The sequence below is a fragment of the Kitasatospora sp. NPDC127067 genome, from assembly GCF_042724755.1.
GTDB lineage: Bacteria > Actinomycetota > Actinomycetes > Streptomycetales > Streptomycetaceae > Kitasatospora > Kitasatospora lactacystinica.
Genome location: NZ_JBHXEM010000077.1, coordinates 18,439 through 40,948, shown reverse-complemented (window position 1 = coordinate 40,948; position 22,510 = coordinate 18,439). Strand labels below are relative to the sequence as shown.

Genomic DNA, 22,510 nt, shown 5'->3' with positions numbered 1-22,510 from the left:
GGGGGCCGGACAGGGACCACCGGAGTGACCCACGAGGGCCTGCGCCCGCGCGATACGCGCGAGCACAGGCCCTCGCGCCGTTTCCACCACCCCCGCACACGCCGACCGGAAGAACCGGCCCGCGACCGCCGCCTCGCACCGGGCCCGTTGATGGCGGCCCGGGTGGTCGCCCGGCTCCCCGAACCCTGACGTTCGGCCACCTCCCGACCGGTACGGGCGATGTGACTGCCCACCCGGTGGAAGTGCGCGGTCGGAGCATCGGACCGGCGGCACCGTGAGCGCGAGGACCGCGACCCGCGGCACGGCTCCGCGCCGCGGCCGGGGTGGCGTTCGGGTGGTGTCGAACCGCCGCCCGGACGAGATGCCGTCCTGTCGGCAACTGTCGGCGCCCCGCCTTGTGCATGGGTGGAGAGGGCATTCCGATGCCCGATCCCTGTTCCCGAAGGTGCGGAGCTTTCATGTCACCGCTGTCCGTGGTCCGTCGCCTGGCCCTCGCCCTCCTGCTTCCCCTGCTCGCTCTCGCCGGAGTTGTCGGCAGCGCCACGGCGTCGTCCGCCGCGGGCGCGGCCACGGGAGTCCGGACGGGCGTGGACTGGGACGCCCTCGCCCGGTGCGAGAGCGGAGGGCGCTGGAACGCCGCCACCGGGAACGGCTACTACGGCGGACTGCAGTTCGACGCGGGGACCTGGCGCTCCAACGGAGGCCTCGGCTACGCGCCCCGCGCCGACCAGGCCACCCGCGAGCAGCAGATCGCCGTGGCCGAGAACCTCGCGGCACGCCGCGGCCTGGCCCCGTGGCCGGCCTGCGGAAGGCGTGCCGCCCACGGCGGCGACCACACCGTCGAGCACGCCGCCCGTGACCACCGCCCGACGCAGGCACGGCCCCACTCCGCCGCGCCCCTGCTCCGCGCCGACGACGCTTCCTCGGACGACGTGAACGGCGACGATTCGGACACCTGGACCGTGCGCCCCGGCGACACCCTCAGCGGTATTGCCCAGACCCTCGGCATCCCGGACGACTGGCCGGCCCTCCACGAGCTGAACCGCGAGGTCATCGGTGACGACCCCGACCTGCTCCTGCCCGGCCAGGTCCTCGCGCTGCGTTGACGAACGCGAACGAACGTGAACGAACGCGAACGAACGTGCCCGCCCCTGCGGACTCCTCCGGCCCTCGGCCGAGCATGCGATCCGGTGTTCGCGCCGTAGCTGTCAGCCGGCCGCCAGGATCTCCACGCCGCGCGCCGCGAGTCGACCGAGGACCGGGTGGCCGGGATCGGCGTCGGTGATCAGTCCGCTGATGTCCTCCCAGGGCAGGACACGGAACCGGGAGGCGGTGCCGATCTTCTCGGACGAGGCGAGGACGTAGGTGTCCGCGGCCCGTGCGGCCAGGGCGCGTTTCATCGCGGCCTCGTCCGCGTCGCCGGTGGTCAGTCCGGCTTCGGGGTGCACGCCGGTGACGCCGAGCAGGCACAGGTCGGCCGAGACGTTCTGGGCGGCCTCGACGGCGGCGGCGCCGCAGGTGACCGCCGAGTGCTTGAAGAGGCGGCCGCCGAGCAGGAAGACCTCGGCCCGGGGGTGGTCGAGCAGCGCGGCCGCGATCGTCGGGCTGTGGGTGATCACGGTGCAGGCCAGGCCCGGCGGGAGGGCGTGGGCGACGGCGAGCGCGGTGGTGCCGCCGTCCAGGATCAGGGCGCCGCCCGGCCGGACGAGCGCGGCGGCGACCGCGGCGACCAGCCGTTTGCCGTCCGGCGTGACCGATTGCCGGGCCGCGTAGTCCGCGACGGCCGGGGAGACGGGCAGGGCCCCGCCGTAGACGCGCTGGCAGAGTCCCTCGGCGGCCAGGTCGCGCAGGTCGCGGCGCACGCTGTCCTCGGAGATGCCGAGGTCCGCGGCGACGTCCTTGGCCACGATCTTGCCCTCGCGGGCGAGCAGGCCCAGCAGGTGGTCACGTCTCTCGGCAGCCAGCATCCGCACTCTCTCCTGTTCTTGCACGTTTCTGCGTGTATCGTAGCGCGCCATGACCGAGAAGCCCATGCTCGTCCCGCAGGGGGCGGCGTGACCCCCCGCCCCGGGACCGACATCCCGGACCACCGCGGCCGCACCGGCCTCGACCGCGCCGGACGCGACCTGACCCGCAACCCCGACGTCGTGGTGCGCGACGTGGAGCTCACCTCACAGGGCTGGCACGTCCTGCGCCGCACCACCTTCGACCACCGGCGCCGCGACGGACGCTGGGTCACCCAGCAGCGCGAGACCTACGACCGCGGAAACGGCGCGGTCGTCCTGCCGTACGACACCGAGCGCGGCCGGGTGCTGCTCACCCGCCAGTTCCGCTACCCGGCCTACGTCAACGACCACCCGGACGGCATGCTCGTCGAGGCCGCCGCCGGGCTGCTCGACGGCGACGACCCGCTCGCCGCCGTCCGGCGCGAGAGCGCCGAGGAACTCGGCGTCACGCTCGGCCCGCTCACCCACGTCCTCGACGCCTACATGAGCCCCGGCTCCGTCACCGAGCGCCTGCACTTCTACGCCGCCCCCTACACCCCGGCCGACCGCACCGGAGCCGGTGGCGGACTGGAGGAGGACGGCGAGGACATCGAGGTGCTCGAACTGCCCTTCGCCGACGCCCTCGCCATGGTCCGCGACGGACGCATCACCGACGGAAAAACCATCCTGCTCCTGCAGTGGGCCGCCCTGGACGGACCCTTCGCCGCCGCGCCGGCCGCCCGGAACGGGGCAGCCGAGGACTCGTGAGTCACGTGCCGTCCCGTGGTCCCGCGATGTCGAGCGGCGGCAGCGCCCAGGACGGGCGGTGCGCCCTGCACCGCCGGGGCCCCGGACGGGAGACCGGCCGGGCGACCGGCGCGTGGTGCGACCATTGGCCGGGTACCAAGGTCCTACCGGTTTGTCGGTGTGAGGGGGCATCGAAAATGCGTCTGCTCTTTTGGTCAACGGCCTTGGCCAGTACTGGCGTTGCAATCGCGCTCGCACTGTGGGCGGCACTCGGGGACGCCGCCGGGGCCGAGCTCGCGAGTGCCGTCGTCGGAGCGGTCGTCGGGCTCGCCGGGCTCGTCGCCTCGGTGTACGCGCTGCGACGGGACGGGCAGGCCGCAGGCGGAGCCGTCCGGGCCGACGGGCGCGGCGCGGTCGCCGCCGGAGGAAGCGTGACCGGCAACGCGATCGGCGCCGACAGCAGGGTCAGCGGAGCGCCCCGGGCCCCGCGCTCCGTGGCCGGTCCGACCAGGGCCGTCCTCGCCCAGGGCGAGGGCTCGGTGGCCGCCGGGGGCGACGTCGCCGGCAACGCGCTGGGCCAGGGCGGCGAGGTGGCCGGCTGATGCCGGGGTCTCGCTTCCGGCGGCGCGGGAAGCAGGATCCGTCCGAACCCGAGCGGCCGGCAGAGCACGTGGAGGTCCGCGGCGGCGGGGTCGGGGCCGGCGCCGATGTGGCCGGCAATGCCATCGGACCGCGCAGCTCGGTGACGAACAACTTCAACTACTACGGGACAGCGGAGCCCGACCCGCACGCCGGCACACCGGGGCCGACCGGCACGGCACCCCCGGCGACGATCGGCCAGGACGAGCGCCGCTACCAGGTGTTCGTGAGCTCGACCAGCCTTGACCTCAAGCGTCACCGCGAAGCCGTCATCGACGAACTCGTCAAGGAGGGGTACATCCCCTCCGGCATGGAGCTCTTCGACGCCCGCTCGGAGGGCGCCTGGGAGGTCGTCGAGCGGGTGATCAACGACTGCGACTACCTCGTCCTCATCCTCGGGGCGCGCTACGGCGACCTCACCGGAGGCGAAGTCGGTTTCACGGAGCGGGAGTACGACCACGCCCGCTCCCTGGGGAAACCGATCCTGGTCTTCGTCCACGCAAACCCCGTCGAGCTGCACACCGACAGCTGGCAGCCGACACCGGAGGACACGGAGCGGCTCGCGGCCTTCCGCGAGAAGGTACGGACCGAACGCCTCTGGAAGCCCTGGCGCACGACCGCGGACCTGAGGACCGACGTCACCCGGTCGCTGCGGCTGGCGGTCCGGCACAATCCCCAGCCCGGCTGGGTCAAGGGCAACTCGATCGCTCACACCTTCTCCGCCGAGTGGCAGAACCTGGTGGCCCCTGGAACGCAGATCGGGGTGGTCCGGATCAGCGTGGACGGGCAGGCCGGCAACGCCCTGAGCGAGAACCTCGGGAAGGCCTCGTCGATCGGGATCATGTCCACCAGCGGCAAGCGGCTGATCGAGATCCAGACGCCCTACCTGACGAAGGCGCTCGCCGCCGGCGCGCGGATCCGCGTCCTGGTACCGCTCCCCGACGGGCAGTTCCTCGCCGACGTCGACGAGTCCGAGTCGCTGTGGGACCAGCGCTCGCCGATCACGGCCGAGGTGCGTGAGGTCGAGGCACGGCTGCGGGCGATCGTCCGCGAGGCCGGGGCACGCAGCACGACCGCCGGATCGGTCGAAATCGGCTTCTTCACCACCCACTTGCGGTCCACGATGATTCTCTGCGACCGGGACTGGGGATGGGTCACCCTGACCCTGCCACCGGCGAGGGCCCCGGAGACCCCGTCCCTGGAACTCCGCGGGACCCAGGACTTCGGTCTGATCGACGCCTGCTGGAAGCACTTCGATCGGACCTGGGCCATCGTCGGGGAGCGCGGCGAAGTGAGGACGATCTCGTGAGGCGGACTGCGATGGACCTGTGGGACACGGTGGCCCTCTCCCCCGCCGCGGCGAACCGGTGGCGCGACCGGCTCTCCGCGGCCCAGGCCTTCATGCGGGAACGGCAGCACCTGCCGGGCGTGCTGATCGAGGTCGCGGCCCAGCACCCGCTGGTCGACCGGGCCGTGCCCGGCGAGGAGTTCGCGGCCCGGCTGCGCCGCGGCCACGAGCTCTTCCAGGAGTACGCGGACACGGGTCGACCGGTGGAGATCTACGTGCCCGGCAGCCGCCACCGGCACCTCGGGGTCGAGGACGAGAGCAGCCTCAGCCGGGCGGGCGGGGACTTCCTGGGAAAGCTCGGCATCCCGTCCTCGGCCGTCCACGGCGATGACCTCAACGAGCGGTACAAGGGCGACGCCGGCGTCTACGGTTCGGCGGACGAATGCTTCGTCGCCTCCTCGTACTTCAAGGACGGGGACTTCGGCACGCTCGTCTCCGTCTGCTCACCGGCCCAGATGATGCGCAAGACCGTGCACTACCTGCAGTTCGGGGTGTACCCGCTGAACCACACGGCGCCGACTGCGGAAGGCTTCCACGACTTCCTCTACGAGCTCCTGGTCGCGGTACCCCAGGTCATGAGCACGGACGACACGCTCCAGGACGCGGGCTCGGACGGGGCGGGGCGTCTGCGGGCCGACCGCCGTCCTCAGCCCCGCTGACGCCCGCTTCGACGCGAGGACCGGCGGTGGAGGCGGCCACCGGGTGTCGCCCGGGGCCGCAATGTCTTCATCCGTGGTCGCGCAGGAAGGCAGGGATCTCGTCGCGGGTCGGGTGGTACACGGTGCTGTTCGGTGGTGTGCGGTCCTTCGACCCGTCGAGGGACGCCGGTGCCGATGACCCGATCCGTCCGCTCCTCGCGGCGGTCGATCGCGCGTTGGAGGCGTCCGTCCTCGTCGGCGAGGCAACGTCGATCGCCCTGTCGATCTGGGCCACCCTGCACGGGCCGGTGACTCTCGAACTGGCCGGGGCCCTCGACGCCACCACGGCCGAGGCCGCATTCGGATCGGCGGTTCACGCCACCTTGCGCGGATGGACGACCCGCGCCCGAGGCCGACCGGGCGGCCCGCCTCAGGCCGCCAGGTCCCGGCGTTCCAGCAGCCGGAAGGCCGCCGCCAGCCCGAGCAGCCCCACCCCGAGCAGGACGCCGAAGGCCGCCCACGGCACTCCGCCGTGGCCGAGCACGTCGCCCGGCGCGTAGTAGTGGAACGGGCTGAGGTAGCGCAGCGGCCTGGCCGGGGACCAGGCCAGCGCGACGAAGTTGAGCGCGAAGCCGACCGCGCCGAACGCGACGGCCGCGCCGATCACGTGGGCCCGCCGCCGACTGATCGCGGAGACCGCCAGCACCGGCCCGGTCAGGCAGAACGCGAGGGCGCAGCCGAGCAGTCCGGCGGTGAACACCGCGCTCAGCGGGACGGCGGCACGCAGGGGGGCGGAGGCCGCCACCCCGAGCGCGAGGGTCAGCGTGGCGGCGGCGTTGAGCAGCACCGTGGCGGCGATCAGGGCGCCGGCCCGTTCGGCGAGCAGCCTGCGGCGGGAGACCGGGCGGGTCATCAGCAGCTCGATGGTCCCGGACTCGACGTCGGCCGCGACCGCGGCGGCGCCGAGCGAGCCGATCACGGTCAGCTGGAGGGCGATCCAGAACGGGTGGGTGAGTCCGGCGCCGAGCAGACCGGGGTAGCTGGCGATGGAGACGTCGCCGTTGGAGCCGCTGAAGGCCTTGAACGCGCCGGGCGGGGTGCGGCGTTCACCGAACAGGTCACCGGTCGGGACGGTCCCGGCGATCACCACGATCAGGGTCTCGAAGACGACCATGCCGAACAGCAGGGAGAGCAGCATCCGGCGGCGCCGGTGCAGGGCGAGCCAGACCAGCGGGAGGCGGCGGTTGACGGTGCCCGGGTTCACGGCCGCTCCTCCGGTTCCGGCGGGCTGCCGCCGTTCGCGTGCTCCTCGGCCCCGACGGACCGGTAGAGGTCGAGGAAGGCCTCGTCCAGGCCCGCCTCCTCCACCGTCAGGTCGGCCACCGGCTGTTCGGCGAGCAGGTCGCACACCGCGGCGACCACCTCGTCCGGTGGCACCAGCAGCTCGACCCGGGGGCCGTCCCAGCGCGGGGACCAGCGCTCCGCGGTGCCGAGCGGCCTGGCGCCGCGCCCGTCGTCGAGGAGCAGCCGGACCCGGCGGGCCCGGGCCTGGCGCAGTTCGGCCACCGAGCGGACGGTGACCAGCCGGCCGTGGCGGACGATGGCGACCCGGCCGCAGGTCCGCTGCACCTCGGGCAGCACGTGGCTGGAGAGCAGGACGGTCCGCCCGGCGGCGGTCTCCTCGGCGAGCAGTTCGTAGAAGGTCTCCTGGACCAGCGGGTCGAGTCCCTCGCTCGGTTCGTCCAGCACCACCACCGGCGGCCGGTGCTGGAGCGACTGGACGAGCCCGAGCTTCTGCTTCATGCCGCGCGAGTACTGCCCCACCGGCCGGGCCAGGTCGGCGCGGGAGAGCTTGAGGCGATCGCACAGCTCCTGCTGGCGCGGTACCGGCGCGCCCTGGAGGGCGGCGAGCAGGTCGAGGGTCTGCTGTCCGGTGAGCTCTGGGTAGAGCCGCAGTTCGCCGGGCAGGTAGCCGATCGAGGGGGCGAGCCGGCCGTGGTCGGCCACCGGGTCCAGGCCGAGCACCCGCACCTGCCCGTCGCTGGGGCTGAGCAGGCCGACCAGGCAGCGCAGCGTGGTGGTCTTCCCGGCGCCGTTGGGGCCGAGCAGGCCGAACACCTCGCCGGCTTCGACCGACACGTCCAGCCGTTCGATGCCGACCGTGCCGCCGTAGCGCTTGGTGAGCGAGCGCAGTTCGATCACCGGGCCGTCGCCGGCGCCCCGGCGGTCGACGGCTGGCTCCGGGTTCCCCGGCATGACCACCTCCTGTGACGGACGCGCTCCCGGGACGGGCGCGCTCCGGTGACGGTGACGGATGCGTCCGACATCAAAGCGCGCCCGGCCGGACGAGTCGAGGGACGCGCCCGGACCGGTGCGGCGAACTCACCCCTCGCTCCCCCGGGCTCACCCCTTGCACACGCCCAACGGCACCAGCCGGGCGACCTGGCGGGCGAGTCCGGCGGCCTCCGTGACGGCGGCCACCGCGTCGACGTCCTTGTACGCCTCGGGCGTCTCCTCGGCCAGTGCCCGCCAGGAGGCCGGCCGCACCGCGATGCCCCGTGCCTCCAGCTCGCTCTTCAGTTGCTCGCCGCGCACGGTGCGCAGCGCCTGGTGGCGGCTCAGCACCCGCCCGGCGCCGTGGCAGGCCGAGCGGAAGGCCTCGTTGCCGGGCAGGCCGACCATGACGTACGAGGCGGTGCCCATGGTGCCGGGCACCAGCACGGGCTGCCCGGCCTCCATCAGGTCGGCGGGCAGGTCGGGGTCGCCGGGCGGCAGGGCCCGGGTGGCGCCCTTGCGGTGCACGCACAGCGTCCGGAGCTCGCCGTCCACCTCGTGGGTCTCCAGCTTGGCGAGGTTGTGCGAGACGTCGTAGACCAGTTCCAGTCCGACCCCGAGCACGGTGGCGAAGGCGCGGCGGGCCGACTCCGAGAGCAGCTGCCGGTTGGCCCGGCCGTAGTTGGCGGCGGCGGTCATGGCCCCCAGGTAGGCCCGGCCGCGCGGGGAGTCGACCGGGGTGCAGGCGAGCTGGCGGTCGGGGACCTCGATCCGGTAGCGGTGCAGTTCTCGGTCCATGACGCGGACGTGGTCGGTGCAGATCTGGTGGCCGAGGCCGCGCGAACCGCAGTGGATCATGACGCAGACCTGGCCGGGCCGCAGTCCGAAGGCGGCGGCGGTCCCCGGGTCGTGCACCCGGTCGACGGCCTGCACCTCCAGGAAGTGGTTGGCCGAACCGAGGCTGCCGACCTGCTGCAGCCCGCGCTCGACCGCCCGGGTGCTCACCTCGCCGGGGGCCGCGCCGGCCAGCACGCCGCGGTCCTCGCAGCGTTCCAGGTCGCGGGGCACGCCGTGGCCGCGCTCGACGGCGTAGCGGGCGCCGCCGAGCAGGAGTTCGTCCAGTTCCTCCGCCCCGGACAGCCGCCACAGGCCGCCCCGGCCCAGGCCGCGCGGGACGGTGCGGTCCAGCAGGTCCATCAGGCGGTCGAGCCGTTCGCGGTCGAGTTCGTCCCGGCCGATGCCGGCCGCCAGCAGCCGGACCCCGCAGGAGATGTCGAAGCCCACCCCGCCGGGCGAGACCACCCCGCCCCGTTCGACGTCGGTGGCGGCGACCCCGCCGATCGGGAAGCCGTAGCCCCAGTGCACGTCGGGCATCGCGTAGGAGGCGCGGACGATCCCGGGCAGCGTCGCGACGTTCGCCACCTGCTCCAGGGCCTTGTCCCCGGCGGCCTGCGGCAGCAGCGCAGCGGTCGCGAACACCACACCGGGCACCCGCATCGGCGGGCGCGGCTCGATCCGCCAGCGGTTCCGGCCCGCCTCGACCAGTGCGATCTCCACCTCGCTCACCCCGCTCCCGCAGGTCCGGTCCGCTTCGCTCGGGGCCGGGCTCAGACGTCCACGGTGACCCGGCAGGTCCAGCCGTCCGGTCCGGCGCTCAGGTCCAGGTCGTGCAGTGCGACGGCCTTCGGTACGGCGCCGACCAGGGTGGCCGTGGCGGCGTCGGCCATCCGGAAGCGGACCGTCACCCGGCGGGCGCCGTCCAGGCCCTCGATGGGCCCGATCGCCACCGCCACCGGCAGTTCGCCGTCGGCGTCCATCCGGTAGACGACCTCCTCCAGGACGCCCGCGAGCAGGTCCGGGTCGCTCACCGCGAGGACGGTGCAGTCCCGCTCGCCGACGATCCGGGCGCCGCCGAGGTCGGCGAAGCCGGCGACGACGGCGCGCACCAGTTCGCCGATGCAGCCCTCGGCCGTCGGTGCCCAGGCCTCGACCTGCAGGTCGGCCGTGTGCGGCACGCTCCGGTGGCCGACGGCGGCCCGGCCCGCGGGCTCGTGTCCGTCCACGGGCGACGCCTCCCGCGCTCGTTGCCGTTCCCCTCCAGCGTCGTCCCGCGGACCGCCCGGCGGCAAGTGCGGGTCGCCGCGCCCGAGCGCGGCTGCGACCCGACCTCGGCTGCGACCCGACCTCGGTTACGACCCGACCGAGGCCAGGTAGGCGGCGGTGAGCTCGGGGGTGGCCAGCCAGGCGGCGTGGTCGCTCGGCTCGGCGTAGGTGTTGGCGAGCCGGCGGCCGACCTCCGGGTGCTCGGCGGCGGCCGCGAACACGGCCTGGAGGTGCTCCGGGACGGTCAGCATCGCGGCCGTGAACTCCACGCTGTGGCGGGACTGCTGCTGCCAGAACCGTTCCGCGCTGCGGCACATCCAGTCGGCCGTGTACGGGGCGTCGCCGTGCTCGACGACCGCCCGGCGGCAGGCCTCGGCCGCCCGGGCGGCGTTGTTGGCGCCCTGGCCGGTGATCGGGTCGGTCACCACCACCGCGTCGCCGAGGCCCAGCACGTGGACGGCCTCCACGCCCGAACCGAGTTCGGCCACCGGACGCCGGACCACCGGGGTGACGGCGCCGAACAGCCCGGCCCCGGCGTCGGTCGGCTCGGCCTGCGTCCAGAGCTCGGCCTCCCAGGGCAGGAACTCGCCCAACAGCTCGCGGATCCGGGCCAGTTGGACGTCCGGCGGCGGGGCGTCGCCGAACGCGTCGAGCGGGCCGCCGGGGATCGCCTCCCAGAGCAGGATGTCGCAGGGGCCGGAGAGGGTGAGCGCCGGTTGCAGGTACAGCTCGCCGAGGCCGGGCAGGGCGTTCATCCGGGCCCTCGGGCCGGCGGCCGGGTCCGGCGAGCCGACGCCGTGCGCGTACAGGCAGGACAGGGCCCGCTGCGGCCGGTCGAAGGGCGAGCGGACGGCGTCGCGCTCGAAGATCCCGGACAGGGCGCCGCGCCCGGCGGCGACCACGGTCAGCTCGTGCCGTCGGGCCAGCTCGTGCAGTCCGGCGCGGTCCAGCGTGCGGTACTCGATCTCGCCGCCGCGCTCGGCCAGCAGCTCCAGCCAGCCGGCCAGCTTGAGCCGCTGGTCCACCGACTGGGCGGGCTCGTCCAGCGTCATGGTGTACTCCAGCGCGCGCACGCCCGGGGGCGCCGCCAGCACCGCCTCCACCGAGGAGACGGACGGCGCCCGATCCGCCCAGAGGTCCAGCCCGGCGGCCGCCTCGATCCGCAGCGCGGGGCCGAACATCGCCTGGGTGGACAGCACCCGGCCGGCGCGCAGCTGCTCCGGGGTGCGCTCGGCGACCAGCGTCACCCGGTACCCGTCCGCCACCAGCCCGAGCGCGAGCTGGAGGCCGGCCTGGCCCGCTCCGACAACGGCGATCCGGCGCACGGCTGCCTCCCGATGATCTGCTGATGGGCCGTCAACCAGGCACAGTAGTCGAGCGGGAGCGCTCCGGTCACCGGTTCGGGCACGTCGGTTCTAGGGCCGGCCGGTGTCCGGTTCGCGGCGCCCGTTCGCGGCGCCGCCGGGCGGTAGCAGGGCGCCGCAGGACCTTCGCGGGGCCGCCGCGGGTGGGCCGCCGCTCCGGGTGCCCACCCGGGCCGGCTCAGCCGCGCAGGTGCGCGGTGATCACCTCCACCACGTCCGCGGTCCGGTCGGCCAGGTAGAAGTGCCCGCCCCGGAAGACCCGCAGGTCGAAGGCGCCAGTGGTGTGCCGCTCCCACTGGCCGACCTGGTCGACGGTGGCGTGCACGTCGGACTCCCCCGCCAGGGCGGTGATCGGCAGCGACACGGTCGCGTCCGGGGCGCTGCGGTAGGTCTCGACGGCCGTGTAGTCGGCCCGCAGGCTCGGCAGGATCAGCTCGCGCAGGGCGGAGAGGGCGAGGACCCGCTCGTCCGTGCCGCCGAGCGCGGAGATCTCGGCGAGCAGTTCGTCGTCCGGCAGCTGGTGGATCCTGGTCGTGCGGGGCAGCGAGGGCGCGCGGCCGGCCGAGACGAACAGCCGGTCGGGCCCCTTCACGCCGTCGCGCTCGAAGCACCGGACCGTCTCGAAGGCGACGGCCGAGCCCATGCTGTGCCCGAAGAAGGTCAGCGGCCGGTCCGCCCACTCCCGCAGTTCCCGGGCGAGCTCCTCGGCGAGCCCGGTCACCGAGCCGATCGTCGGCTCGCCGATGCGGTTCTGCCGGCCGGGGTACTGGACGGCGAGCACATCGGCGTGCGGCGCCAGCGCGTTGGCGTACTCCAGGTAGTAGCTGGCCGAGCCGCCGGCGTGCGGGAAGATCACGATCCGGGCGGGAGCGGAGTCGGACGGGTTGAACCTGCGGAACCACGGATTCTCGACGACGGCGCTGCTGGACATGCGGGGTGTGACCTCTCTCCGTGACGGACTCTGCCGGCCTCAGTCTGGCAGTGCCGGGGGCGGCCGCGGGCCGATCCGGCGATCATGGTCCCCGGGTAGGCCGATTCTCGCCCGTCGCGGGCCCGCTCGCGGCCGGTGGCCGGGCGGCCCTGCCTGCGGAACCCGGCCGGCCGGGCCCACCCGCGGCCGACGGTCAGGCCGCCCCGAAGCGCACCGTCTCGGCGCGGGCGCGGGAGACGGCGTCCAGCAGCAGCACGGACGAGGCCTCCGGCGTCGGCATCGGGCCGTCGGAGCGCACGTGCCGGGTGAAGGCGGCCAACAGCCCCTCCAGGCCGCGGCGATGGCGGGCGAAGACCCTGGCGGAGGCACGCCGGCCGCGGGCCCGCTGACCGTCCAGCGCGGTGGCGGCGCCGACGTCCAGGAGCACCAGGTGCAGTTCGCGGCCCTGCCGGCCCGCCTCCCGGGCGAGCCAGCGCCGCATCCAGGCCCGGCTGCCGCAGTCGTGCACCAGCAGCGGACCCCCGCCGCGCACCGAGGAGCGCAGCAGCCGGAAGTGCTCCAGCCGGGCCCACGGCCGGTACACCGCGTACGGCAGGGCGGCGGGCATCACCGCCTCGCAGGCCTCGTGCACCGTCCGCGGGTCCACCGCCCGGACCGCCTCCCCGGACCAGCGGCGCAGCAGCGTGCTCTTCCCGGCCCCGGGCAGCCCGGACACCACCACGACGGCGTCGGCCGGGTAGGCGGTGACGAAGCCCGCCCCGGCCTCGCCCCGCAGATCGACCACTCCGTACGGCGCTACGACCGCGTCCACCCTGCCGCCCACCAGCCCGAGCCCCCGTTCACGTCCGACCGGGAACCCTAACAACAACCCCGCCCCCGGCCACGGCCCGCCCCCGCCCGCGCGCCGGTGCCTGGTCGCGGCTGCTGGGCTGACACCGGGGCGACGGCCCACCCCCGCCCGCGCGCCGGTGCCCGTGGGGCCCCGGTCGACCGCAGTGCATCCGTGGGGCCGGACATCCACTAGGCTGACACGCCGTCAGACAGGAGGGCGGGCCATGGCGGAGGCGGCTCCGACGTACACCGCGCTGGTGCTGGACGGGCTGGCGCGCGATCCCGGCCGGGTGGCGATCCGGTCCGGGGACGGGGCGTGGAGCGCGCAGCGGTGCCTGGACCTGGTCCACCGCGCCGCCCGGGCGCTGGAGCGGGCCGGGCTCGGGCGCGGGGATGGGGTGACGGTGCTGGCCGGGAACCGGCCGGAGGCGCTGCTGGTGCGGCTGGCCGCGAACCTGCTGGGCTGCCGGGTCGCGATGCCGTTCCCGGACGGGCCGGTCGCGGAGCAGGTGGCGCTGGCGGAGTTCGCCGGGACCTCCGCGCTGGTCTTCGACCCGGTCCGGTGCGCGGCGGCGGCCGAAGGGATCGCCCGGGCCGTGCCCTCGGCCGCTCTGCTCTCCCTGGGCCCGGCACCGCTCGGACTCGGTACGGACCTGCTGGACCTCGCCGCGGCCTGCTCCCCCACCCCGCTCGAACCCCGTTACCGGCCCGAGGACGTGATGGCGGTGCGGTTCACCGGCGGCACCACCGGGCGTCCGAAGGGGGTACTGCGCCGCTTCACCCGTCCGCCGCGCCCACGGCTGCTGTCCGGGTCGGTCTTCCTGCTGTGCACCCCCCTCTGCCACGGCGGCGGCACCACGGCGGATCTGGCGCTGGCCGCGGGCGGCACGGTGGTGATGCAGGACGGCTTCGACGCCGGGGCCGTGCTGGCGGCGGTCGAGCGGCACCGGGTGTCCCGGATGTACCTGCCGCCGCACCTGTTGTACCGGCTGCTGGACCACCCGCTGCTGCCCACCACCGACACCGGCAGCCTGCGCCGGGTCGGCTACACCGGCTGCGCGGCCTCGCCGCGGCGCCTCGCCGAGGCGACCCGGCGACTGGGCCGGGTGCTGCACCAGACCTACAGCCTGACGGAGTGCGGGCCGGTCGCCCGGCTGGGCCCGGACGAGCACCTGGCACCGCGGCTGCTGACCACCGCCGGCCGGCCGTACCCGGACACCGGGCTGCGCATCCTGGACGAGGACGGCGCCGAGCTGCCGCCGGACCGGACCGGGGAGATCTGCGTCCGCACGCCGACCGCCATGGCGGGCTACTGGCGCGACCCGGAGCTGACCGAGCGGGTGTTCAGGGACGGCTGGCTGCACACCGGCGACCTGGGCAGCCTGGACGCGGCCGGCTATCTGACGGTGGCCGGGCGGCGGAGCCCGATGGCGATCATCGAGGGGCACAATGTGTTCCCCCGCGAGATCGAGGAGCCGCTGCGCACCCACCCGGAGGTCCGGGAGGCGGTGATGTTCACGACCACCGACCCGGACCGCCTGGAGCGGGTGCACGCCGCCGTCGCACTCGCCCCCGGCTCGCGGCTGACGGCCGAGCAGCTGCACCGGTGGTGCCGGGCGCGCGGCCTCGGCCGATGCGCCCCCGACACACTCCTGCTGCTGCCCGCGATCCCGCTGAACGGGCTCGGGAAGCCGGACCTCGTCGCCCTGCGGGCCCAGATAAGCGGCGGGACCGGACGGGCGGCCGCCACCGTGGGGGCGCGCAACGGGGTGTAACGCGCCCTGAAAATGCTTCGAGCGCCCACGTGGGCGACCTCTTGTGCACCATCCGGCGGGAAGAACCGTCCGTGGGCACTCGACCGTACGGCCCGGCCTGCCGATACATCCCCGGCGGCGTCGTGCAGGTCAGTGCGGGCCGCACCGTCCCCCAGGAGGCACTACCTTGACCTGGCTACGCGTCCTGACCGCGCTGGGCATCCTCGCCGGGGCGGCCAGTGCCCTGATCGTCTTCGCCCTCTGCACCGCCACCTCCCGCGGCGATCGCGCCGCGGAGGAGGCGCCGCCCGACCTCCGTACCGAGGCCGAGGGCAGCGGCCTCTTCCAGCGGATGGGCGGCGACGGCTGACCGTCCCGGGAGGCGGCGACCGCCTCCCGGGACCGGCGTGCTCCGGGCGGATGTGTTCCGGGTGGGCGCGCTCCGGTCAGCAACGCGCTCCGGGTGGGCGCGCTCCGATCAATGCGCGCCCCCCGTCTGCAACGCGCTCCCGGGTCAGTGCCCCGCGATGTCGTCCGGCCGGACCTCGATGTGGTCGGCCGCGAGGTCGACCGCCACCCGGTGCTCCATGCCGAGCGACTCCAGGAACTTGACCGGCAGCTGCACCCGGCCGCTGCGGTCCAGCATCACGTACTCGCGCTCGTTCACCGACTCCTCGCCGTGCTCGTCCGTCACGGTGCGGCGCAGCACCTCGCTGGCGGTCCGCCCGTCCCGGATCGCGACCGTGCGGCGGACCTCGCCCGCGACCATCGGGTCGTGGGTGACGATCACGACGGTGGCGCCCAGTTCGCGGTTGACGGTGCGGAAGGACTCGAAGATGATCCCGGCCGTCTCCGAGTCCAGCTCGCCGGTGGGCTCGTCGGCGAGCAGCACCGGCGGGTTGTTGGCCATCGCCACCGCGATCGCCACCCGCTGCTGCTGGCCGCCGGAGAGCTCGTTGGGCTTGCGGTGGGCGAGCTCGCCGATCTCCAGTGCCTCCATCAGCTCGGCCACCCGGACCGCCTGCTGCTTCGCCCCGCCGGCGCCGGAACGGCGGCCGCGCAGCTGCATCGGCAGCGCGATGTTCTCGGCGGCGGTGAGAAAGGGCAGCAGGTTGCGGGCGGTCTGCTGCCAGATGAAGCCGACCACCTCGCGCCGGTAGCGCAGCCGCTCCTTGACCGACATCTCCAGCAGGTCGCAGCCGGCCACGGTGGCGGTGCCGGCGGTCGGCACGTCCAGCCCGGCGAGGATGGTGAGCAGGGTGGACTTGCCACTGCCCGAGGCGCCGACCAGGGCGACCAGGTCGCCCTGGCGGATGGTCAGTTCCAGGCCCTGGAGCGCCTGGACCTCGACCCCCTCAGCGCTGAAGATCCGGACCAGCCGGTCGCAGACGATGGCCGATCCCTCGCCGTACGCCTTGGGCGAGGCGGCGGCGAGGGCCCGCTGCTGGAGCTCCTGGAGGCTGGGGGCCTCGACGACCGTCCGCTCCTGGGGAGTGCTCATCACCGCTCGTCTCCTGTCTCGACTGTCTGCTTCATCGCACCGCTCTCCACTGTCCCGGCGACCCGCGCCGCTGTCACGGCCCGTTCACCGCTCCCGGCCGCCGGTCGCGGCCTTCCCGCCGCGCCGCCGGCCGCCGCTGTCTCCGGCCGCACGGCCGCGCTCGCGGCCGCCACCGTTCCCGGCCTCATTGCCGCTCCCCCGCGCGCAGTTCGGTGGCAATCTGGCGCCGGCCGGCGACCAGCGTCTCCAGCACCACACCGAGGCAGACCACCAGGGTCAGACCGACGGTGGGCAGCAGCACCGGCATCACCGCCGGGGCCAGGGTGTCGGCGACCGTGGCTCCGACCAGGGCCGAGAGGTCGAAGGCGCCCCCGAGCAGGGCGACCGCGGCCAGGGCGACCAGGCCGCCGCCGACGGCCGCCGCCAGGGTCTGCGGCAGCGACTCGGCGACGATCAGTGCCAGGCCCTGCCTGGGCCGCAGGCCCATGGTGCGCAGCCGGGCGAGCACCGCCGTGCGGTCCGGCGCGGCCCGCAGCAGCGTCAGCAGCACGGCCAGCAGGGCGAACCCGGCGGCGGCGAGGCCCGAGTACCAGAACAGCCGTCCGGCCGCGTGCTGCACCGGGTCGGCGGCCAGCTCGGCGATCTTGTCGCGGCTGCTGTGCACCGCGTAGCCGGGGGGCAGGCCACCGGAGGTCTTCCCCGCCGCCTTGGCCTCCTCGTTGACCAGTTTGGCGTGCTTCCCCAGATTCGCGCCGCCGCCGATGCCGCTCTCGATCAGCAGGGCGCGGACCCGGACCGGGTCGACGTCGCCGACCGCGAACCACTTGTTCACCTTGGTCGCCCGCTTGAGCTCCGGCAGGTGCTCCGTGGCGGGGCCGGCCGGCACCACCACGAACGGCTTGCCGGGGTCCGGCAGGGCGGGCGTGGCGGTGACGACCCCGGCGACGGTGGTGGCCATCTGGCTGCCGCCGGGCGTGCGCACCTGCGGCGCGCCCGTGGCCAGTCGCTCGGCCAGATCCCGACTGAACAGCGCGGGCACCGGGCTGTCCTTGCCGCCCGGAGCGGCGGCCAGGACAGCCGGGTCGTACTGGCCGACCCCGGCCGTGCGGGAGATCTCCGCGTAGGCGTCGGGCTCGACCACCACCAGGATGGCGTCGGTGGTGCCCCGGTCGCCGCCGATGAAGGTGGCCCGCTCCTCGATCCAGGCGCCGGTGGCGGCCCGGACGCCGGGCAGTTCGCCGGCCGCCTTGGTGAAGGCCTCCGGCAGGGTCGCGTAGACCGGGACGCTGACGGACACGTCGCCACCGGTGGTGATGCGCGCGGCACGGGTGCGGGACTGGTCCACCGCGGTGAGCACGGTGGCGCCGAAGCCGGTGGCCGTGACGGCGATCAGCAGGGCGAGCAGCGGCAGTGCGGAGGGCCGGCGGCGCCCCGAGTTGTCGCGGGCGGCCCGGACCAGACCGAGGAAGCCGACCAGTCCGCGGCCGCGGCCGGCCAGTGCCGCCAGCCAGCCGACCACGACCGGCTCGATCCGGGCCAGCAGCAGGCCGCCGGAGACGGCGAGCAGCAGCGGGGCGGCCACCAGCAGCGGGTCCACCGCACTGCCCGGGTGGCCGACGCCGCGACGGCGGACCTCGGCCACGGCGGCGGCGGTGACGGCCAGCACGGCGAGCTCGCCGATCACCCGGCGCCAGCCGCCGGCCGCCCGCGGACGCGCCCAGAGCAGCGCGGCCCGGGCCGGGAAGGCCAGGATCGCGAACAGGGTCACAGCGAGTGCGAGCACCACCGAGTTACCCCAGCGCGAAGTGGGCAGCAGCACCAGCGCGATGGCCGTGCCGAGCACGGCGGCGGGCAACACCGTCACCGCGCCCTCGGCGAGCAGTCGCAGCAGCACTCCGCCGCGCGAGCCGCCGCGGGCCTGGAGCAAGCGGATCTCGGCGGTGCGCCGGTCCGTGCTGAGCGCCGCGGCCAGACAGAGCACCACGACCGCGACGCCGGCGACCCCGGCGGGCCCGATGGCGCCCAGCGGGCCGGCGGCCTGGTAGCGGTCGGCGGCCCGGGCGAGGACGTCCGGCATCAGCGAGGTGGCGTGCAGGTCGGCCCGGAGGGTCGAGTCGATCAGTGCGGTCATGCCGGGGCCGGCCATGTACGAGGCGAGTGTCGCGCGGGTCCGGTCGAGCTGGTCGGCGTGCAGTGCGTCGGGGTCGACGGGCAGCCGCCAGAAGTTCTGGCCGCTCGAACCCCAGCGGGCCAGCGCGGTCAGGCTGCCGCCGTCGACGAAGCCGCTGGTCCAGTACCAGGCGTCATCGCCCTTGAGGCCCAGGCAGGCCCTGGCCGGACAGCCGAGCCCCTCCCAGAACGGGTCCTGGGGATCGTTGACCCGGTAGAGGCCGACCACGGTGCTGCGCAGCGCGACGGGTCCGTCGGTGCCGCTCTCGATGACGTCGCCGACCTTGATGTTGACGGCCTCGGCGGCCTGCTGGCTCAGCACGATCGGCAGCGGGCCGTCGGCCGGGGCGGGGCCCGGCCAGGTGCCCGCGGTCAGGGTCGCCCGGTCGGCGAGTCCGTGCAGGTAGTACAGGCCGAGCGCCGGGGTGGCTCTTTCGGAGAGCCGGGTGTACCCCGGGTTGAACATCTGACGCCCGGTCTTGACCCGGGTGCCGTAGGCCTGGGCCGACGAACCCAGCGGGAGGTCCCGTCCGATCCGCTCGCCCAGCTTCCGCTGGATGGCGTCCAGGTCCGCCCCGGTGTCCGCGCGGCCCGTTTCGGCGGTGAACTCCAGGTTGGTGACGCCGGTGCCCAGGCTTCGGGTGAACTCCTGGAGCGCGGTGTCCGCGCTCCGGTCCGCGACGCGCGGGAAGGCCGCCGCCAGGAACACGGTGACGAAGGCGAGGGCCGCCGTGAGCAGCGCGGCCAGCGGCATCGCGCGCAGCCGGGTGCGGACCCAGGGCGCGGGCCGGTGGGCGCGCCCGGGCCCGGACGCGGGCCCCGGCGCGGGGGTGGGCACGGTGGTGCCGGCCTTGATGGTCACATCTCCTCCACGTGGCGCAGCCGGGAAGCCACGTCTCGACGCCGGCGCCCGAGCAGGAAGGCCGACAGCAGCGGAACGGCGGCGATCGCGGCCGCGAACAGCAGCGCCTGACCGTACGGCAGCTCGACCAGGGCCTCGGGCACCGGGCGGCGGGCGGCCGGGGTCAGCACCACGAAGGGCACGATCAGCCGGACGAGCAGGGCGCCCAGGGCGAGGCCGACGATCCCGCCGAGGCCGACCAGCACCGCGTTCTCGGCGGCGACGGTGCGGGTGACCTGCTTGCGCGGGGCGCCCAGGGCGAGCAGCAGCGCGGAGTCCCGGGAGCGCTCGTGCGCGGAGCCGGCCACCGCGGCGGCGAAGCCGATCGCGGCGAGCACGGCGGTGACGATCGCGATGGCCATCAGCGCGCTCTGCGGGGCGGCGCCGACCGGGTCGCCGAGGAGCCCGTCGGAGACCTCGTCGTAGAGCGCGAGGTCCTGGCTTCCGGGAGCGGCGCGCAGGGCGGCGGCGGCCTCGGCCGGGGCGCGGTCGCCCGGCCCGGTGGCGGGCAGCCACCACTCGGTGCGGGTCGGCAGGTTGCGGTCCTGGGCGGACAGCATCCGGGCGGCCGAGGCGAGGTCCATCACCAGCGCCCGCCGGCCGGCCACCGGCATGGCCTCGATCGCGCCGGTCACCTTGACCGGGACGACGACTCCGCTGAGCGGCACCTGGAGGGTGTCGCCGACCGAGGCTCCGACGGCCTTCAGGTAGTCGCGGGTGGCGACACCGTTGACGGCGGCGGGCTGGGCAGGGCCGGACGGGAGCAGCACGGCGCGCACGGAATCGCCGATGCCGCGGGCGGAGTGGTAGCGGACCGTGAACAGGTTGTCGGCGGCGGCCGCCTCGGAGGCGAGCGCGGCCACCGGCGAGTTGTCCGAGGCGTTGCGGGAGGCCGGGGGCTTGATGTTCCACCCGGTGCCGGCCGGCACCGGGACGGCGGTGGACGGTCCGTCGGCGGTCTGCGCGACGGCCAGGTTCCGCACCGCGACCTCGCCGTCGCTGCGGTCGCTGAAGGCGACGGTCGCGCCGACCACGGTCAGCGGGGCGGCGACCGAGCCCACCGGGGCGTCGACCAGCGCGTCGAGCCGGATCGAGGAGCGGACATCGCCCTTCAGCGGGAGATCGCCGAACGGGACCTTGTGGACCAGGCCGAAGCGGTCGCGCAGCAGCAGCCGGACCTCGGAGTGGACCGCACTGCTGATCCACTTGGCCTGGTCCTGCTGGCTCACCGCGATGTCGGCGTCGATCCGCAGCGGGGAACCGGGCAGCGGGATGCCGACGGGGGCCGGGGCCGCGAGCGTGCCGAAGACCTCCTTGCCGGTGTGGCCGTCGAGCAGGTCGGAGCGGACCGGGACACGGTCCGCGAAGGCGGCGGCGTCCACGGCCAGCAGCTGGCCGGCGCCGCCCTGCAGCGGCTGCTCGTCGCGCACCACCGCGACCAGCCGGTCGCCGCCGGGCAGGCTGCCGTAGCGGCCGCCCTGGCCCATCGGCGCGTTGTGCGAACCGGAGATGCGCAGGCCTCCGCCGGTGGCGAAGGCGGCCTGGTCGCGCTGGGAGGAGGTCCAGGTGGCGTGCTGACCGAGCGCCAGGACACCGGTGGCCACGGCCATGACGAGCAGCAGGACGGGTCCAGTGGCGCGGCCGGGCCGGCGGGCCAGCTGCCAGCCGACCATGGCGGGCCCGAGGCCGCGGCCGCGGGCCGCCGCGCGGGCGCCGAGCCGGGCGACGAGCGGGAGCAGCCGCAGCACCACCAGCGTCCCTGCGCACAGTGCGAGGGTCGGGGTGGCGACCAGCAGCAGGTCCACGTCGAGCCGGCCGGTGGAGTCGGGGGACAGCCCGCCGCCGTACTGGTCGAGCTGCTGGTAGGCGAGCACGGCCAGGGCGAGCACGGCGAGGTCGCCGCCGTTGCGGGCGACGCCGGAGACCACGGCCTGACGGCGTCCGGCCCGGCGGCGCAGCGCGGCACCGACGCCGCGCACCACGCTGGGCACGGTGGCCAGCAGGATGCAGGCGAACGCGCAGATCACGGCCACCGGCCAGAGCGACCAGCTGATGCCGGTGTCCAGGGCGACCTGGCGGGAGCTGCCGAGGCCGGCCAGCGCGCGGACCAGGAACGGGGTCAGCAGTGGTGCGAAGACCGCTGCGGGCAGGGCCAGCAGCAGCGACTCCAGGGCGGTGAAGGAACCGAGCCTGAAGGCCGAGGCGCCGCGCGCGGCGAGGATCTCGTTCTCGGACTCCTGCCGCGCGGCGATCAGGTGGACGACCAGCAGCAGGGCCGCCGCGGCGAGCACCGCCAGCTGGAGGGCGCCGATCAGCAGGGTGGACCGGGCGACCACCATGCTGTCGGACAGCTCGCGCATGATGTCCGGCAGGTCGGTGGTCGCGCCGAGCGAGGCGGTGCCGCGCAGCTCCTCGGAGAGGTGCTGGGCGCGGTTGCCGACGGCCTGCGCGGCGGCCCGGTCGGCGCCGGAGAAGTCGGCGTCCAGCGACCAGCCGACGCCGCCCTGGACCAGGCCGGCCGTGGCGAAGGCGCTCCGGTCGACCATCATCGGGCCGAAGGTGGTGAAGCCGCCGACCTCGATCTCGTGGCCGCCGACCGGGTCGATCCGCCAGTACGGGGCGGTCGGGTCGGTGGCCCGGTAGACGCCGGTGATCCGGACGGTCAGCGGCTTGCCGTCGTTCCGGTCGACGAGCCGGACCTCGGCGGGCAGGGCCTGCTCGGTCAGACCGAGCCGGCGCAGCAGGCTCTGCGGGACGGCCGCCTCCGGGGCGGCGGACTGCACCGGGGCGGTGGCGGCACCCGGCCAGGCGCCGGCCACCAGTTGGACCCGGCCGCGGTCGAGGTCGGCGAGGACCGTGAGGTCGAGCGGGGCGCCGGGGGCGCTGCCCGCGCCGCTGCCCGTCGCGGGCGTGCCGGTCGCGGGCGTGCCGGTCGCGGGCGTGCCGGTCGCGGGCGTGCCGGTCGCGGGCGTGCCGTCAGCAGCGACGCCGGAGACCGGCAGGCTGTAGGAACGGCTGCGCGTCAGGCTGTCGGTGTGGACGGGCAGGTCTCCGAAGAGCTTCTGCCGGTAGGCGGCGAGCGCCGCCTCGTCCTTGGACCGCTGGTCGAGCCCGTGCTCACCGGTCACCGCCACCGTCGTCCGGGCGTGACCGGGCCCTTGGAGCGCCTGCCGCAGGCCGGCCTCACCGACGCTGCTGTTGAAGGCCACCAAGGCGGTCAGCACAGACGTGGTGATCAGCACCGCAAACAGGACAGCGGCAGCCAGCGGCACTCGCCCGCGCAGTCGGCGCACGACGAAGCCGAGCATCAAGTTCCTCCCCCGGA

Annotated in this window: 19 protein-coding genes and 1 pseudogene; 9 read left to right on the top strand and 11 right to left on the bottom strand. The window is 75.1% G+C overall.

What is annotated here, in order from left to right:
- Nucleotides 1-189: hypothetical protein (locus ACFWJ4_RS27005; protein WP_380548006.1), on the top strand; the 189-nt coding region annotated here is incomplete at its 5' end.
- A gap of 269 nt (nucleotides 190-458) precedes the next feature.
- On the top strand, nucleotides 459-1,106 hold the full coding sequence (locus ACFWJ4_RS27000) for a transglycosylase family protein (protein WP_380548003.1): 648 nt from the start codon (nucleotides 459-461) through the stop codon (nucleotides 1,104-1,106).
- Nucleotides 1,107-1,208: 102 nt separating this feature from the next.
- On the opposite strand, the gene ACFWJ4_RS26995 is transcribed toward ACFWJ4_RS27000, so the two are convergent.
- A complete protein-coding gene (locus ACFWJ4_RS26995; protein ID WP_380548001.1) occupies nucleotides 1,209-1,967 on the bottom strand; it encodes a DeoR/GlpR family DNA-binding transcription regulator in 759 nt (252 codons plus the stop codon).
- An 87-nt stretch (nucleotides 1,968-2,054) separates the two neighbouring features.
- Between ACFWJ4_RS26995 and ACFWJ4_RS26990 the strand changes: the two genes are divergently transcribed.
- From ACFWJ4_RS26990 to ACFWJ4_RS26970, 5 genes and pseudogenes are all read left to right on the top strand, one after another.
- A complete protein-coding gene (locus tag ACFWJ4_RS26990) occupies nucleotides 2,055-2,753 on the top strand; it encodes an NUDIX domain-containing protein (protein ID WP_380547998.1) in 699 nt (232 codons plus the stop codon).
- A gap of 203 nt (nucleotides 2,754-2,956) precedes the next feature.
- Entirely contained in the window at nucleotides 2,957-3,334 is a 378-nt protein-coding gene (locus tag ACFWJ4_RS26985) for a hypothetical protein (RefSeq protein WP_380547995.1), read from the top strand.
- On the top strand, nucleotides 3,334-4,680 hold the full coding sequence (locus ACFWJ4_RS26980) for a DUF4062 domain-containing protein (RefSeq protein ID WP_380547992.1): 1,347 nt from the start codon (nucleotides 3,334-3,336) through the stop codon (nucleotides 4,678-4,680). Before ACFWJ4_RS26985 ends, ACFWJ4_RS26980 begins: the two co-directional genes overlap by 1 nt.
- A gap of 11 nt (nucleotides 4,681-4,691) precedes the next feature.
- Complete coding sequence (locus ACFWJ4_RS26975) at nucleotides 4,692-5,378, top strand: hypothetical protein (protein ID WP_380547989.1); 687 nt, start codon at nucleotides 4,692-4,694, stop codon at nucleotides 5,376-5,378.
- 26 nt (nucleotides 5,379-5,404) lie between these two features.
- Nucleotides 5,405-5,713 (top strand): annotated as a pseudogene (locus tag ACFWJ4_RS26970) (TetR-like C-terminal domain-containing protein); the annotation flags it as partial.
- A 74-nt stretch (nucleotides 5,714-5,787) separates the two neighbouring features.
- Here ACFWJ4_RS26970 and ACFWJ4_RS26965 read toward each other — a convergent pair.
- The 7 genes from ACFWJ4_RS26965 to ACFWJ4_RS26935 all read right to left on the bottom strand — a co-directional run bounded on the left by ACFWJ4_RS26965 (nucleotide 5,788) and on the right by ACFWJ4_RS26935 (nucleotide 12,840).
- Complete coding sequence (locus tag ACFWJ4_RS26965) at nucleotides 5,788-6,621, bottom strand: ABC transporter permease subunit (protein WP_359903800.1); 834 nt, start codon at nucleotides 6,619-6,621, stop codon at nucleotides 5,788-5,790.
- Nucleotides 6,618-7,613, bottom strand: coding sequence for an ABC transporter ATP-binding protein (locus ACFWJ4_RS26960; RefSeq protein WP_380547986.1), 996 nt, complete (start codon nucleotides 7,611-7,613; stop codon nucleotides 6,618-6,620). Before ACFWJ4_RS26960 ends, ACFWJ4_RS26965 begins: the two co-directional genes overlap by 4 nt.
- Before the next feature lie 147 nt (nucleotides 7,614-7,760).
- Complete coding sequence (locus ACFWJ4_RS26955) at nucleotides 7,761-9,197, bottom strand: RtcB family protein (RefSeq protein WP_380547983.1); 1,437 nt, start codon at nucleotides 9,195-9,197, stop codon at nucleotides 7,761-7,763.
- A gap of 41 nt (nucleotides 9,198-9,238) precedes the next feature.
- Nucleotides 9,239-9,694, bottom strand: a complete 456-nt coding sequence (locus ACFWJ4_RS26950) for an archease (RefSeq protein WP_380547980.1) — start codon at nucleotides 9,692-9,694, stop codon at nucleotides 9,239-9,241.
- Nucleotides 9,695-9,820: 126 nt separating this feature from the next.
- Nucleotides 9,821-11,059: a styrene monooxygenase/indole monooxygenase family protein gene (locus tag ACFWJ4_RS26945; RefSeq protein WP_380547977.1), complete on the bottom strand. Its 1,239-nt coding sequence runs from the start codon at nucleotides 11,057-11,059 to the stop codon at nucleotides 9,821-9,823.
- 217 nt (nucleotides 11,060-11,276) lie between these two features.
- Nucleotides 11,277-12,029, bottom strand: a complete 753-nt coding sequence (locus ACFWJ4_RS26940) for a thioesterase II family protein (RefSeq protein ID WP_380547974.1) — start codon at nucleotides 12,027-12,029, stop codon at nucleotides 11,277-11,279.
- A gap of 193 nt (nucleotides 12,030-12,222) precedes the next feature.
- Nucleotides 12,223-12,840 (bottom strand): AAA family ATPase, encoded by a 618-nt coding sequence (locus ACFWJ4_RS26935; protein WP_380547971.1) that lies wholly within the window; start codon nucleotides 12,838-12,840, stop codon nucleotides 12,223-12,225.
- Nucleotides 12,841-13,084: 244 nt separating this feature from the next.
- On the opposite strand from ACFWJ4_RS26935, the gene ACFWJ4_RS26930 reads away from it, so the two are divergent.
- Complete coding sequence (locus ACFWJ4_RS26930) at nucleotides 13,085-14,635, top strand: AMP-binding protein (RefSeq protein ID WP_380547968.1); 1,551 nt, start codon at nucleotides 13,085-13,087, stop codon at nucleotides 14,633-14,635.
- A gap of 166 nt (nucleotides 14,636-14,801) precedes the next feature.
- Nucleotides 14,802-14,984: a hypothetical protein gene (locus ACFWJ4_RS26925; RefSeq protein WP_380547966.1), complete on the top strand. Its 183-nt coding sequence runs from the start codon at nucleotides 14,802-14,804 to the stop codon at nucleotides 14,982-14,984.
- Nucleotides 14,985-15,128: 144 nt separating this feature from the next.
- Here ACFWJ4_RS26925 and ACFWJ4_RS26920 read toward each other — a convergent pair whose 3' ends face one another.
- The 3 genes from ACFWJ4_RS26920 to ACFWJ4_RS26910 all read right to left on the bottom strand — a co-directional run bounded on the left by ACFWJ4_RS26920 (nucleotide 15,129) and on the right by ACFWJ4_RS26910 (nucleotide 22,493).
- Nucleotides 15,129-16,115, bottom strand: coding sequence for an ABC transporter ATP-binding protein (locus tag ACFWJ4_RS26920; RefSeq protein ID WP_359903773.1), 987 nt, complete (start codon nucleotides 16,113-16,115; stop codon nucleotides 15,129-15,131).
- Nucleotides 16,116-16,299: 184 nt separating this feature from the next.
- The gene (locus ACFWJ4_RS26915) at nucleotides 16,300-19,146 is read right to left on the bottom strand and encodes a hypothetical protein (RefSeq protein WP_380547963.1); all 2,847 of its coding nucleotides are present in this window, start codon (nucleotides 19,144-19,146) and stop codon (nucleotides 16,300-16,302) included.
- Entirely contained in the window at nucleotides 19,143-22,493 is a 3,351-nt protein-coding gene (locus ACFWJ4_RS26910) for an FtsX-like permease family protein (RefSeq protein WP_380547961.1), read from the bottom strand. The genes ACFWJ4_RS26915 and ACFWJ4_RS26910 overlap by 4 nt, the downstream gene beginning before the upstream one ends.
- Nucleotides 22,494-22,510 lie beyond the last annotated feature (17 nt).